This is a genomic window from Mesorhizobium sp. RCAM 06353 (genome assembly GCF_059683585.1).
Window position 1 is genome coordinate 3,661,525 of record NZ_CM185031.1, and the last position, 12,391, is coordinate 3,673,915.

Here is a 12,391-nt window from a genome sequence, read left to right on the forward strand (position 1 = left end):
ATCGATGATGCGCGTGAGCCGAATTCAAGCCGCAGAAAACCGCGAGACCGTGATCAATGTGGCAAGCCGCCTGTTTCGCGAGCGCGGCTTTGACGGCATCGGCCTCAAGGATCTGATGAAGGGTGCCGGACTGACACAGGGCGCCTTTTACAAGCAATTCGAGTCAAAAGAGGACTTGGCAGCTCAAGCGTCCAGGCGGGCTATGGAGAGCGCCACCGACCGATGGTCGGCGGCAACTGCTGCAAGCCCTGAGCATCCGCTCGAAGCAGTGATCTCCTTCTATCTCAGCATGGGCCATCGCGGAGAAAGGATGGACGGATGCCCGATCGTGGCACTCGGTTCGGATGCCGCCAGGCAGGGCCAGGACGTGAAAGCGTCGTTCGAAACCGGCGTCAAGGAGCATCTCGAGATCCTCGGCCGTTTCATTGCCGAGACCAATGGCGAGGAAACCGAAGGCAAGGCCATGGCCATTCTCTCGACGATGGTCGGCGCGGTGCTCCTCTCGCGCGTCGTCAACGATCCCGACCTCGCACAGGCTTTTCTGGATGCGGCGACCGATCAGGTTCGCGAAGCAGCCGGCGCTTGAACGGCGTGCGCAGTGCTGGCGCCGCACTCAACTTGATAGGAAAATAAATGCGACGGATTGTTGTCACAGGCATGGGAGCGGTCACGCCCCTTGCCGCCAATGTCGAAGCGTCCTGGTCGCGTCTGCTGGCCGGCCATTCGGGCATCCGTAGGCTTCCTGACGATGTGGTGGGAGACCTGCCGGCGAAGATTGGCGGCGTGGTTCCCTCCTTGCAAGAAGACCCCGACGCTGGCTTCGATCCTGATGGCATCCTGTCCGCGAAGGATCAGCGCAAGGTCGACCGGTTCATTCTCTTTGCGCTGGCGGCGGCGGAAGAGGCGCTTGCGCAGGCGAAATGGAAGCCTGCCCTGGAAACGGATCGCCTGCGTACAGCCACGATCATCGCTTCAGGGGTCGGCGGGTTCCCAGCCATCACCGAGGCCGTGCGCACGGTCGACACGCGCGGTGTGCGCCGCCTGTCGCCCTTTACGGTTCCGTCCTTCCTGGTGAACCTCGCGGCGGGCCACATCTCAATCCGGCATGGCTTCAAGGGGCCGCTCGGCGCGCCGGTGACGGCGTGCGCGGCCGGCATCCAGGCGATCGGCGACGCGGCCCGTCTTATCCGCGCGAACGAGGCTGATATTGCCGTGTGCGGGGGCACGGAAGCGTGCATGAACATCGTCAGTCTCGGTGGGTTTGCCGCCGCACGCTCCCTTTCAACCGGCTTCAATTGGGCGCCGGCTCAAGCCTCGCGTCCCTTCGACGTATCGAGGGACGGCTTCGTCATGGGCGAAGGAGCCGGTGTGCTGGTCATCGAGGCGTTGAGCCACGCGTTGGCACGCGGCGCAACACCGCTCGCCGAGCTAGTCGGCTACGGCACGACGGCGGATGCCCACCACGTCACCTCTGGGCCTGAGGACGGCGGCGGTGCGCGCCGGGCCATGGAGATCGCGATTGCGCAAGCGGGGATTTCGCCGCACGAAGTTCGTCATCTCAATGCGCATGCGACCTCCACGCCAGTCGGCGACCTGGGCGAGATCGAAGCGATCAAGAGCCTATTCGGCCGCGATTTCGCGATAGCCGTCAGCGCAACAAAATCGGCGACCGGACACCTGCTGGGCGCGGCCGGCGGGCTTGGAGCCATCTTCGCGATCCTGGCGCTCAGGGATCAGGTGGCGCCGCCGACGCTCAATCTGAGCGCTCCCGATCCGGCCGCCGACGGCATTGACTTCGTCGCAAACGAGCCCCGGCCAATGGAGATGGAATACGCGATCTCCAATGGCTTCGGCTTTGGCGGCGTGAATGCCAGCGCCTTGTTCAGGCGCTGGACCGCCCCGGCGGCGCGACACGAGGGCCAGGGGCGCTCATGATTGGCACCCTTCACACCGACCTTTCATGCTTCTCCAACTCCGATCCAACACAGAGAAAGATATGATTTCCATGACCAAGACCAATCCTGGCGTCGCTCTCGTGACAGGGGCATCTTCCGGCATCGGGCGGGCTACCGCCGAAGCCTTGCTAAGCGCTGGCTTTCGCGTATTCGGAACCAGCCGTCGTGGAGCCTCCAAACAATCCGACGGCGTTACCATGCTGACCTGCGACGTGACCGACGACGCGTCCGTTGCGAAAATGGTCGATGACGTTCTGGCCAAGGCCGGGCGCATCGACCTGCTTGTCAACAATGCCGGCATGGGTCTGTTTGGCGGCGCGGAGGAGTCCTCGACCGCCCAGGCCCAGGCGCTGTTCGACGTGAACGTCTTCGGCGTTTTCCGCGTGACCAACGCGGTGTTGCCGGCAATGCGACGCCAAGGAAAGGGCAGAATCGTCAATTTGAGTTCGGTACAGGGGTTCATCCCCGCTCCCTATTTCGCGCTTTACGCGTCAACCAAACATGCCATCGAGGGCTATTCCGAATCGCTCGATCACGAATTGCGCTCGTTCGGCATTCGCGTTTCGTTGGTTGAGCCCGCCTATACCCGTACGTCATTCGAGGACAATCTCGCCGCCCCCGACCAGTTGCTCGATATCTACGACTCCGCGCGCGCCGGCATGACCTTAGCCGTACGGAAATCGATGGAAAAAGGCGATGAGCCGGAAGTGGTAGCCAAGACCGTTTTGGCCGCTGCGATCGATCCCGCTCCCAAGAAACGCTATGCGGCGGGAAAAATGGCACGCCAGGTCAGTTTGCTGCGCCGCTTCGTCCCTGCGTCCGCCTTCGACAAAAGCCTGCGAAAGCAGCTCGGGCTGCCAGTTTGACGTCAGCATCCACGACATCCAACAGCCGCAATCGCGACGCCCTTCTCAAGGAATTTATGACGGCGGGTGGCAAGCTCAGCCACCAAGAAACCGTCGCTCGCAATCGGTCGGTGACTGGGTGACGAGCAAAGCCTAGTGTTGACGAACGATGGACGGATATCTCCATCATTGCGATCAGCTTCGATGCATGTAGGGCATCTGAAAGTCTGTTTTTCACTGTCCCAGCCTCAAAGCCGCAAGTCTCCTCCCGGCCAGATCGAGACGTCGAGAGCTTTGCGGCAACGCGCCCGCTCTCGGCACTCACTGTGCGTTGCGGTGAATGGAACGAATCGGCGCGTCTACCGATCCACCATCGCCATCCCACGCTCGCCATAGCGTGGGCCGGCGATTTTCCCTGGCACCAGCGCCTCATCCAGCGCGGCCATTTCGGCGGCGTCGAGTTTCAGCGACGCCGCCGCGACATTCTCCTCCAGATATTGTCTCCGCTTGGTGCCGGGGATCGGCACGATGTCGAAGTCGCTGCCTTTGCCGAGCAGCCAGGTCGGATCAATCTGGCCTGGCTTGTCGCCCAGGGCGGTTGCGACGACGTGCACCGGGAGCGGTCGATCTTCAGGACACGGCAACGGCGAACCAGGCTCGTAAGGCGTTCATGGACGCCAAAAACCAATTGCGAAGCTCAGGCGATATAGCTTACAACTGATTGCATAACGCAATCGGATTTCGTACGGATACGGCGCGAGGAAAGGGAGCGAGCATGGCAAGGCTTGTGTTCGGAATGAACCAGTCGCTGGACGGTTACGTCGACCATACGGGATTCGCGCCAGGCCCCGTGCTCTTCCGCCACTTCATTGAGGAGGCCGAACGGCAGGCGGGCAGTGTGTACGGTCGGCAAATTTACGAGATCATGCGTTACTGGGACGATGATCGTCCCGAATGGAATGCGGATGAGCACGCCTTCGCGGCGGCGTGGCGCAAGCAGCCGAAATGGGTCGTCTCGCGCACGTTGAAATCGGTCGGCCCCAACGCGCGGCTTGTCGAGGGTGATCTCGAGAGCGCGATCCGTGCGCTCAAGGCCGAGCGAGAAGGGGAGATCGAAGTAGCTGGCCCGGGCCTGGCGCAAAGCCTTACCGAACTTGGCCTGATCGACGAGTATCGGATCTATCTGCACCCCGTCGTGCTTGGTGGCGGCAAGCCATATTTCGCCGGGCCCCGGCCGCCGCTCCGCCTCATGGCTCATGATCGGATGGACGGGGATGTGATCAGGTTGACCTACATTCCCGCCTGATCCCGCGACTGGCCGGCGGGGCCGGATGTCCGGGACATAGGAAAACCCTACCGATCCACCATCGCCATCCCACGCTCGCCATAGCGTGGGCCGGCGATCTTCCCTGGCGCCAGCGCCTCGTCCAGCGCGGCCATCTCTGCTGCATCGAGCTTGATCGCCGCCGCGGCGATGTTCTCCTCCAGATATTGTCGCCGCTTGGTGCCGGGGATCGGCACGATGTCGATGCCGAAATCGCTGCCTTTGCCGAGCAGCCAGGCCAGCGCGATCTGGCCTGGCTTGACGCCCTTGGCCGTTGCGATGTCGCGGACCTTGGCGGCCGCTTCGACATTGGCGTCGTAGTTTTCGCCCTGATAGCGCGGGTCGTTGCGGCGGTAGTCGCTCTCGGGATAATCCTCGGCCCGCTTGACGTCGCCGGTGAGAAAGCCGCGGCCGAGCGGCGAGAACGGCACCAGGCCGATGCCGAGTTTTTGGAGCAGCGGGATGATCTCGGGCTCCAGATTGCGCTCCCACAGCGAATATTCGCTCTGCACCGCTGAGACCGGAAAGACGGCATGCGCCCGGCTTATGTTGGCGGCACCTGCCTCCGACAGGCCGAAGAAGCGCACCTTGCCCTCGGCGACAAGCCTGCCGACCGCGCCGGCGACATCCTCCATCGGCACATCAGGGTCAACGCGGTGCTGGTAGAGCAGGTCGATATGGTCAGTGGCGAGCCGGCCGAGCGAGGCTTCGACAACCTCGCGAATATGGTGCGGCCGGCTGTCGACCCCGACCTGCTTGTCGTCTTCGATGCGGAAGCCGAATTTGGTGGCAATGGTCACCTGGTCGCGCTTGCCCTTCAATGCCCGGCCGAGCAGCGCTTCGTTGGTGTACGGACCGTACACCTCGGCGGTGTCGAGGAAGGTGCAGCCAAGCTCGATGGCGCGATGCAGGGTGGAGATGGATTCAGCCTCGTCGGCGGGACCGTAGGACTGGCTCATGCCCATGCAGCCGAGACCGATGGCCGAGACCTGTAGTCCCTGGCTGCCGAGTTTGCGTGTGGCGAGGGTCATGGCTGCGGTGCTCCGGTTGAGATTCTGCAGCACCATATAGAGCGCGCGCTCGATTCCCAAAGGTGTTCGGCGCTGTCTCAATCGACTGTGATCGAGGGCGCGAGGGCCCCGCGCCGTCCAGGCCGGGAAGCGATCCGGCGTTCATTCGCACGATGGAGGCGGCGTGACGCTGGAGGGCCGTCAGGTCGACATTATTGGATTGAGGTCGGCTGCGAAAAAATGACGGGACTGATCGCTGGTTCTTCACCATCGACAATGTCGTTTCCCGACAGCGCCAAGCCATTGCCCAAGGCGTCGAATTCAATTGCCGCGCCAATCAGTTGGGCTGCCTGGAGCACCAGATATTCAATGTCCTCGAGGGCGACGTTCTCGGCCAGATTCCTGACCCTGACCTGTTCGGCCGTCGCCGAGATGTTGACGATGCCAGCGGTGGCGAATGCGCTCTGGACCGCTGAATGGACGTCGTCGCGCAGACGCGTGGAGTATTCGTACCGCATCGAAACCTCCCAAAGAGAACGGTTTTCTGTTGAGCTTGGAGCATGCGCTCGACGTGCTGGCCTGGCAAGTGAAATTCTCATGATATCTGAATAAAATCAATTAGTTAGAATAGTTACAGGAATGTGCATCCGGCGTCTGATGCGCATCATGAGTTTGATGTGTGGAGCGCTCGCTGGCCGGTCTTGACGCATAATGAGAGCTATCCTAATTATAAGCCGAATGAGTTAGATACTAACTCACAGTATTTTTAGTCCTGAGCGAGGAGCGCGCACATGGCTGAACTGGAACGCCCGGAACGGCTGCAGATCATGCTCACGACGGACGAATTGGCGGCCCTGGAAAACTGGCGCTTCGAAAAGCGCATGCCAAGCCGCTCGGCCGCGGTCAGGGAGTTGTTGCGGCGCGGCCTGGCCTCGGATGGGTTCCTGATGGCCGAGCAGGGCGTCAAGTCGCAGGAGTTCGGTGTGCTGCCTGACGGTGAAGGCAAGACGACCGATCGGCCTTCGGAGTGAAGCCCGCGTGGGCCGTGATACGCGGCCTGTGCGAATTGCGCCGGGCGGAGATTGCCTTGATCCGCTTGCGCGCTACCTCATGCGAATGAGCGACATCGTGCCGGCGACAGCTGACATTGCAACAAGCAACCCAAAACAGAGCGCGACCGCCGACGCACGCCTCGCGGCCATCGTCGATTCCTCCTTCGATGCCATCATCAGCAAGGACCTGAACAGCATCATCACCAGCTGGAACCTGGCTGCCGAACGCATGTTCGGCTACAGCGCCGAGGAAGCGGTCGGCCAGTCGATCCTCATGCTTATCCCCGATCACCTCAAGAGCGAGGAGACCGAGATCATCGGCAAGGTTCGCGGCGGCCACCGTGTGGCGAGCTATGAGACGACACGAAAGCGCAAGGACGGAACGCCTATTTCCGTCTCGCTGACGGTTTCGCCGATCAAGAACGCCCATGGCGAGATCGTCGGCGCTTCGAAGATCGCCCGCGATATCTCCGCCGCCAAGGAGAGCGAGCGCCGCATCAGGCTCTTGATGCGAGAGGTCAACCATCGCGTCAAGAACCAGTTCGCGGTCATCCTGTCGATGGTCCGGGAGACGAGCAAGCGCTCAAGCGATCCGCGCGAATTCGAGGAACTGATCCGTGCCCGCATCATGGCGCTGTCGCGTTCGCACGATCTGCTTGTCACCTCGGAATGGGCCGGCGCCAGCCTGTTCGACCTGATCCAGGAACATTTGAAGCCGTTCGGCCGTGAGGAGCAGATCCTGCTTTCCGGCCCGGTCCTGACGCTGCAGTCGAATGCGGTGCAGAACCTCGGCATGGCTTTCCACGAACTTGGCACCAACTCGTCCAAATATGGTGCGCTGGGCAGCGAAGACGGCCGGGTCGAGATCACCTGGACAATCGAGTCCGGCGCCCAGGGTTCCGGTGGCCAGGGCTCGTGCGTTTCGGGCGGGCGTGAATTCCAACTGCTCTGGACCGAAACATCCACGCCCCGCCTCAGCGAAAGCAGCGACGACAGCGTGCGCAAAGGGTTCGGCACCGTCGTCCTGCAGCGTGTGGCGCCGCAGTCGCTGGGCGGCTTGGCCGAACTGGAGCGCTCGCCCGGACATCTCAGCTGGCGCCTCAGCGCGCCGCTGGCTTCGATCATCGTGCCGCAAGCCGGCGTCGAAGACGACGATGGCGCCTCCGCGCTGGGCTTCGGCATCTAGCCTCTTCAGAGAATATTGGACGTCACCTCGACGATGATGGCGGCGCCTTCCAACGTGCCGTCGGGGACATGCACGACACGTGAAACCCGGAGATCCTGCGGACTTCCGTCGACCGACAGCGAAACGCTTTCGCCAATCCGCGGCACCGCCTGGAAAATGGCGTCGGTGGCGTCCGGCCGGTTGTCGATGGATATGCGGCAGTTGACGGTCATGAATATCTCCTGTGTGGCCATCCCCCGTCGTTCAACGCGGGGTCGATGAAATGGTTTCAGGAAGACCGGTTCAAAGCCCCGGGGCTGCTCGCGGGAAGGCTGCTTAGGTTCGAACCACGCTTCGCGCCTTCGAAGTTCGCGCAAAAGGGGTCGCGGCCCTCACACCACTGCTTAGGGAAGCGGCGCGCCGGGGCTCAACCGGCGTGGGGCGGCTGCCGGCTGACAATTACATGCGCATCTGCTAATATTCCTATAGCATGCAGATGCGGGGAGGCCGTCGATGACTGAAAAGCCGGCCACAACCTACGTCGTGAGCGTCTTTGAAAAGCCCAGCTGGCGTACGGTCTTGACCACGAAGGACAAAACCAAGGCCTTGGCGCTGGCGAAAGAGATCGGCGACAAGGTGCGTGTCGATGAGATCACGCCGAAGCCAAAGACGCGTTGAAGGCGCCGCCAAGAGTGCGCGCCGGAACCTCAGGCGGCGTTGAGAGTTAATTTTGCGGCAGGGGTTCCAACGCTCCGGCAAGTCCCGCGATCCCTAGGGGCGCCCGCCGCCGCCGTGAATGGGGCGGCGGGTCTCTGCCCGCCCGCAAAGCCTGATCACCTTATATTGCAATTGGATAAAATAACGGAACGTCCAATGGACGATACCGGAACCAAAGCGGTTACGTCAGACCTTTGTGGGAGGCACCCAAGACCTTGGTCCCAATAGGAAAAGCCCGCCACAGGAGCGACCCGCGGCGGGCTTTCTAAGTGGCTACATCCCTGGGGAATCGACCGCTTGTGGTTGTACTGTGAACCACATGATCGCCTTAGCCTATGGTGTGATCGCGGAAGCCGGGCTTAGGACTAGAGGTGGCATGACGATTTCCGGCAACTTTGTGGATGACGGACTCGTAAATCAATTGGCCGCCCTTTTGTCCCTTGTACCGGGCGGCTGGCTCGCTGAGATTTCGTTGGGGTTTTCTCGGCGGGCCTGTGGCGGGCTTCAGTCTTTGTGCAGGACGATATACCGGCTGCTCACGGCATCCGCCCCTTTGCCCCTCGTGACGACAACCGTCCTGTAGCCGGCAGGCATTGAACCCGTCGCGGACGGGTCGACCGAACGGCACCGCCCAACCATTTCCCCGTTGGGGGCGCTTGCGAGCCTGTCAGCCAACGCCACCTGGCACTCGTCGAGCGATGCAAAAATGGTGGGAGCCATAGCAATCGGCGTGCAGACGGATGGAGCGCCAGGGTTGCAAGAGAGCAGAACCATCACCGTGGAAGTTGCCAGATCCATTGTTGAAGCTCCATTCGGACGAGCTTCAACGCGCGATGGCCGATGTTTGTTGCACCGGGCTGACCGCCGGTGCCTGCAGGGGGCGGGGCTTAGCGAATGGCCGACGGGAACAGGAGTAATCGGGTTTTCAGGGGATGGGAGGAAATGGATATGCCAGACAAGATCAAAGACCCATTGCAGCCTGGCTTCCTGCGGCCCGACAGTCCCCGTTGGGGTGGGTTTGGTTGACCGTCGGGCCTAACCGGCTAGGGCAAGCCGGCTGGCGTGACCGTAACGTTAGCAAGTCTGCAACAAAACCCTGAGCGGCCGTTTTCCCCCGATTTGTGCCATTTCGGGACGGCGGTGTTGGCACTGCTTTTGCGTCTAACAACGTGCCGGTTGATCCCGGCCCTGATCGCGTACTCTGATCAGGTTGTAGGCTCGCCGGGCTTGAGGTTGTTGGGGTCTTCGTCCGGCGAGCTTGCCATCCACATGCTTCCTAGATGCGAAAAGCCCCGGCGCTGGGTGAGGCGCCGGGGCCTTTAGTCACATGTACGAGCTACATTCCATGTCCGCATATGATGGTGCGCTAATCTGCTCAACAAACGGTAAGTTCGGCATGCAACTTGAAGCTGATCGGCAGCGAAATCGCGACAGGAAGCCGATCGTCGAAGCACCAAACGGGGGACTTAGGACGGCGGCCCAGCGGCTTGGTTGCAAGAGGGACTGGCAGCGGAAAGCCGCTGGGCCTCGCCGGGCAGTGGCCTTGAGGACGGGCGCGCGTCCGGCTAGCTAATGTATACGCCTTTGCTAATATAATTGGGACTTATCAATATGAACGATGGAAGCAGCAAAAGGTGGAGCACAAGCCGGCCACAACCTACATCGTCAGCGTCTTCGGCAAGCCGCACTGGCGCACCATCCTGACCACCAAGGACCAGGCGGAGGCTGAAGCGCTCGGCTCGTTCGTCGCCCCGGACGAAATCCTTGAAGCCGCTGGTAGAGCGTTTCACCGTTTCATGGAAACGGCGAACCGCTCTAACTCCTTGTTTTGACGCAATTCCTGACGGAAAACCGCTCACACTTTTCCTGGAATTGCTCTAGTTGGGGTCGCCAGACCTGGAACCCCCGTGGGATCCACCGCCGTAGCTGTCGGAACGGCCACCACCGCCTGATTGGCCGAACCCAAAGACTTTACGGCGGGGAGGAGGTGGATGTGGTAATTGTCCTCCTCCTCCGCCACTGCCCAGACCGCCACTGCCCGGACTTGATCCACCCGATTTGGCAATCGCCCTGGAGTTCAGGCTTGTCCCGAGCAAAAGTGTTATAGCCGGCGGTGTCACCGCCGCGAAACGCCCCGCCTTCTTGAGGAAGTCGCGACGCGCTTGATCTTCCGAGATCTTGATCGACATTTCAGCAAACCCCCAGCATTAGCAAAGTCCATTTTACCATTCACAGTATCGGCTACAACGAGCCAATAGGCTTAGAGACGACTTAAAAAGAACTAGCGACGACCCGCATTGGCGCACGGTGCTGACCACCAGGGCCAAGCTGGCGCCTTATTGAATTAGATGGGCCGCCTGTCGCAGTATAAATGCGCTTGCGCTAATATATTCTCGCACGCTTCTCCCAAAAGCAGGGCAGAAGCAGAGGCGCTTGACAGGCGATGGTCCAGGACGGCGTTAGGGCGCGGATCGAAGAGTTCACGCCGAGGGTGAATGAAAATGGCCGGCGCCCAGTTGGGGTGGGCTTGGGATGACGCCGGCCAAGCGGACATCAGGTCCGCCGCAAGCAGATGCTAATATACCGAAGACGATCCCTGGCTATGGTGTGATCGCGGAAGCCGGGCTTAGGACTCGAGGTGGCATGACGATTTCCGGCCGACGATGGACTCGTAAATCAATTGGCCGCCCTTTTGTCCCTTGTACCCGGGCGGCTGGCTCGCTGAGATTTGGGGTTTTCTCGGCGGGCCTGTAGCGGGCTTCAGTCTTTGTGCGGGACGATATACCGACTGCTCACGGCATCAGCCCCTTTGCCGCGTGTGACGACAACCGTCCTATAGCCGGCAGGCAGTGAACCTGTTGCGGCCGGGTCGACCGAACGGCAGCGCCCTACCATTTCCCCATTGGGGGCGCTTGCGAGTCTGTCAGCCAATGCCAGCTGGCACTCGTCGAGCGATGCAAAAGAGGTGGGAGGCATATCGCTCGGCTTGCAGACGGATGGGGCGCCAGGGTTGCAAGAGAGCACAACCATCACCGCGGAAGTTGCCAGATCCATGTCTTGAAGCTCCATCTCGGACGAGCTTCAACGCGCTATGCCGGCGTTTGTTGCACCGGGCTGGCGGCCCACTGGCATCAGGGGCGGGGCCTTCTAAAGGCTGATGGGAACAAGAGGGGGAGCGCCGCGGTTTCTGAGGATGGAGGAAATGGATATGCCAGACAAGATCAAACACCCATTGCGGCCCGACCCGAAGGAGACACCTGTCCGTCGTCCCGACAAGGAAGCGTCGCCAGAACCCCGACACGTCGATCCGCCACCGCGAGACGTGAGAGAGGCACCGGCACCCAATCCAGACGGGGTCAAGAAGTCCTGACCGCCGCTCGCCGGCCGGGACTCCAAAAAACAAATGGTGAGGTTGGCCTGGTTCCCGCTCATGGGCTCGAACCACGATTCACGCCTTCAAAGGGCGCTGTCCTACCATTAGACGAAGCGGGAGCTGGGACGGTTATGCAGGCAGCACGGCGCGCCGTCAATTCGGGAAGTTGTTGACTGGTTCGTCGCAGCGATAAACCGGGCAGTGCCCGTCGCGCGCCGGGATATAGGCCGACATCGGAATTTCGGGCCAGTCGCATTCATTGCCGAACTGCCGGACATAGCGGTCATAGGTGTTCGGGCCGGTGGTCAGCACCACGGCGCGACGGCTCTGGATCATGGCCCGGATCTCGGAGCAGCTCATGCTGCGGCTGTCGGGCCGCGCCTCGGCCAACCCGGTCGCCGCAAGCACGGTGCCCAAGGTCACCGACAGGATAAGAAGGCGAGCAGACATCACATGTTCTCTCTGTCTTGTTCTCTTTGTCTTGGCGCAATTCACTGGGGAAAGCGCTACGCGTTTTTCCCGAGGAAACCGATTCACTTTTTCTGGAACTGCTCCAGCAGGCGTGCATTGCCCTACAGAACCCGGTATCTGTCCCGCTGGTTCCATCACGGGGCGTCGAATGCGCGTGGCGAGACGCGGCGCGGTCCGCCGCGCAACCAAATCACGCGTCGCGCATTGCTGGGCATGGACAGCAGGAAACCTTACGAAACGCCGCTATGGTGGCCGGGAAACGAAGGCCGCGAAGCCATGTGCTGTTCCTTCTGCGGCAGCCGCGACCACCGCTACGAAGCGTGCCCGCAAAGAACCGATCCGCCAGATGTCCCGTTCGAGGACGAGGCGGAGAAATCTCGCTGACCAGACGCTCGGGCTGGACAAGCTTGGCATTTCACTCGACGACCTGGTCGGCCCGACAGTCATCCGAACAGAGACGCAGCCAAGCGGCTCGACGC

General features: G+C 61.4%; 14 protein-coding genes and 1 tRNA gene. 9 read left to right on the forward strand and 6 right to left on the reverse strand.

The genetic code is table 11. The features are described 5' to 3' along the window. The first annotated feature begins 7 nt into the window (after window positions 1-7). The 3 genes from AC56QX_RS17645 (at window position 8) to AC56QX_RS17655 (ending at window position 2,821) form a co-directional block, all read left to right on the forward strand. Window positions 8-586 (forward strand): TetR/AcrR family transcriptional regulator, encoded by a 579-nt coding sequence (locus AC56QX_RS17645; protein WP_497109657.1) that lies wholly within the window; start codon window positions 8-10, stop codon window positions 584-586. A 47-nt stretch (window positions 587-633) separates the two neighbouring features. Next, complete coding sequence (fabF, locus tag AC56QX_RS17650) at window positions 634-1,935, forward strand: beta-ketoacyl-ACP synthase II (protein ID WP_497109659.1); 1,302 nt, start codon at window positions 634-636, stop codon at window positions 1,933-1,935. 70 nt (window positions 1,936-2,005) lie between these two features. Continuing rightward, window positions 2,006-2,821 carry an oxidoreductase gene (locus tag AC56QX_RS17655; RefSeq protein WP_497109661.1) on the forward strand — a complete coding sequence of 272 codons (816 nt, stop codon included), beginning with the start codon at window positions 2,006-2,008 and terminating at the stop codon, window positions 2,819-2,821. Window positions 2,822-3,159: 338 nt separating this feature from the next. Here the strand turns inward: AC56QX_RS17655 and AC56QX_RS17660 are convergent, their stop codons facing one another. Next, window positions 3,160-3,414 (reverse strand): aldo/keto reductase, encoded by a 255-nt coding sequence (locus AC56QX_RS17660; protein ID WP_497109662.1) that lies wholly within the window; start codon window positions 3,412-3,414, stop codon window positions 3,160-3,162. 161 nt (window positions 3,415-3,575) lie between these two features. On the opposite strand from AC56QX_RS17660, the gene AC56QX_RS17665 reads away from it, so the two are divergent. Next, window positions 3,576-4,106, forward strand: coding sequence for a dihydrofolate reductase family protein (locus tag AC56QX_RS17665; RefSeq protein ID WP_497109664.1), 531 nt, complete (start codon window positions 3,576-3,578; stop codon window positions 4,104-4,106). A gap of 47 nt (window positions 4,107-4,153) precedes the next feature. Here AC56QX_RS17665 and AC56QX_RS17670 read toward each other — a convergent pair whose 3' ends face one another. After that, the gene (locus AC56QX_RS17670; protein ID WP_497109665.1) at window positions 4,154-5,155 is read right to left on the reverse strand and encodes an aldo/keto reductase; all 1,002 of its coding nucleotides are present in this window, start codon (window positions 5,153-5,155) and stop codon (window positions 4,154-4,156) included. A gap of 191 nt (window positions 5,156-5,346) precedes the next feature. Next, window positions 5,347-5,652 (reverse strand): hypothetical protein, encoded by a 306-nt coding sequence (locus tag AC56QX_RS17675; RefSeq protein WP_497109666.1) that lies wholly within the window; start codon window positions 5,650-5,652, stop codon window positions 5,347-5,349. 273 nt (window positions 5,653-5,925) lie between these two features. Here AC56QX_RS17675 and AC56QX_RS17680 point away from each other — a divergent pair, with 273 nt between their 5' ends. Further along, the gene (locus AC56QX_RS17680; protein ID WP_497109667.1) at window positions 5,926-6,165 is read left to right on the forward strand and encodes a hypothetical protein; all 240 of its coding nucleotides are present in this window, start codon (window positions 5,926-5,928) and stop codon (window positions 6,163-6,165) included. Window positions 6,166-6,244: 79 nt separating this feature from the next. Continuing rightward, window positions 6,245-7,372, forward strand: coding sequence for a sensor histidine kinase (locus AC56QX_RS17685; protein WP_497109668.1), 1,128 nt, complete (start codon window positions 6,245-6,247; stop codon window positions 7,370-7,372). Window positions 7,373-7,377: 5 nt separating this feature from the next. On the opposite strand, the gene AC56QX_RS17690 is transcribed toward AC56QX_RS17685, so the two are convergent. Further along, a complete protein-coding gene (locus AC56QX_RS17690; protein WP_497109670.1) occupies window positions 7,378-7,584 on the reverse strand; it encodes a hypothetical protein in 207 nt (68 codons plus the stop codon). A gap of 280 nt (window positions 7,585-7,864) precedes the next feature. Between AC56QX_RS17690 and AC56QX_RS17695 the strand changes: the two genes are divergently transcribed. Beyond that, window positions 7,865-8,029 (forward strand): hypothetical protein, encoded by a 165-nt coding sequence (locus AC56QX_RS17695; protein ID WP_497109671.1) that lies wholly within the window; start codon window positions 7,865-7,867, stop codon window positions 8,027-8,029. A 1,673-nt stretch (window positions 8,030-9,702) separates the two neighbouring features. Next, window positions 9,703-9,900: a hypothetical protein gene (locus AC56QX_RS17700; protein ID WP_497109673.1), complete on the forward strand. Its 198-nt coding sequence runs from the start codon at window positions 9,703-9,705 to the stop codon at window positions 9,898-9,900. Window positions 9,901-11,486: 1,586 nt separating this feature from the next. On the opposite strand, the gene AC56QX_RS17705 is transcribed toward AC56QX_RS17700, so the two are convergent. Beyond that, window positions 11,487-11,560, reverse strand: a tRNA-Gln gene (locus AC56QX_RS17705). A 34-nt stretch (window positions 11,561-11,594) separates the two neighbouring features. Further along, window positions 11,595-11,891 (reverse strand): hypothetical protein, encoded by a 297-nt coding sequence (locus AC56QX_RS17710; RefSeq protein WP_497109674.1) that lies wholly within the window; start codon window positions 11,889-11,891, stop codon window positions 11,595-11,597. 3 nt (window positions 11,892-11,894) lie between these two features. On the opposite strand from AC56QX_RS17710, the gene AC56QX_RS17715 reads away from it, so the two are divergent. After that, a complete protein-coding gene (locus AC56QX_RS17715; protein WP_497109675.1) occupies window positions 11,895-12,296 on the forward strand; it encodes a hypothetical protein in 402 nt (133 codons plus the stop codon). Window positions 12,297-12,391: the final 95 nt, after the last annotated feature.

What these genes read in the sequence shown, in the direction of transcription:
- AC56QX_RS17645 (WP_497109657.1), top strand. Translation starts at nt 8, where the DNA reads ATGCGCGTGAGCCGAATTCAAGCCGCAGAAAACCGCGAGACCGTGATC.
- fabF (WP_497109659.1), top strand. Translation starts at nt 634, where the DNA reads ATGCGACGGATTGTTGTCACAGGCATGGGAGCGGTCACGCCCCTTGCC.
- AC56QX_RS17655 (WP_497109661.1), top strand. Translation starts at nt 2,006, where the DNA reads ATGACCAAGACCAATCCTGGCGTCGCTCTCGTGACAGGGGCATCTTCC.
- AC56QX_RS17665 (WP_497109664.1), top strand. Translation starts at nt 3,576, where the DNA reads ATGGCAAGGCTTGTGTTCGGAATGAACCAGTCGCTGGACGGTTACGTC.
- AC56QX_RS17670 (WP_497109665.1), bottom strand. Translation starts at nt 5,155, where the DNA reads ATGACCCTCGCCACACGCAAACTCGGCAGCCAGGGACTACAGGTCTCG.
- AC56QX_RS17675 (WP_497109666.1), bottom strand. Translation starts at nt 5,652, where the DNA reads ATGCGGTACGAATACTCCACGCGTCTGCGCGACGACGTCCATTCAGCG.
- AC56QX_RS17680 (WP_497109667.1), top strand. Translation starts at nt 5,926, where the DNA reads ATGGCTGAACTGGAACGCCCGGAACGGCTGCAGATCATGCTCACGACG.
- AC56QX_RS17685 (WP_497109668.1), top strand. Translation starts at nt 6,245, where the DNA reads ATGCGAATGAGCGACATCGTGCCGGCGACAGCTGACATTGCAACAAGC.
- AC56QX_RS17690 (WP_497109670.1), bottom strand. Translation starts at nt 7,584, where the DNA reads ATGACCGTCAACTGCCGCATATCCATCGACAACCGGCCGGACGCCACC.
- AC56QX_RS17695 (WP_497109671.1), top strand. Translation starts at nt 7,865, where the DNA reads ATGACTGAAAAGCCGGCCACAACCTACGTCGTGAGCGTCTTTGAAAAG.
- AC56QX_RS17710 (WP_497109674.1), bottom strand. Translation starts at nt 11,891, where the DNA reads ATGTCTGCTCGCCTTCTTATCCTGTCGGTGACCTTGGGCACCGTGCTT.
- AC56QX_RS17715 (WP_497109675.1), top strand. Translation starts at nt 11,895, where the DNA reads ATGTTCTCTCTGTCTTGTTCTCTTTGTCTTGGCGCAATTCACTGGGGA.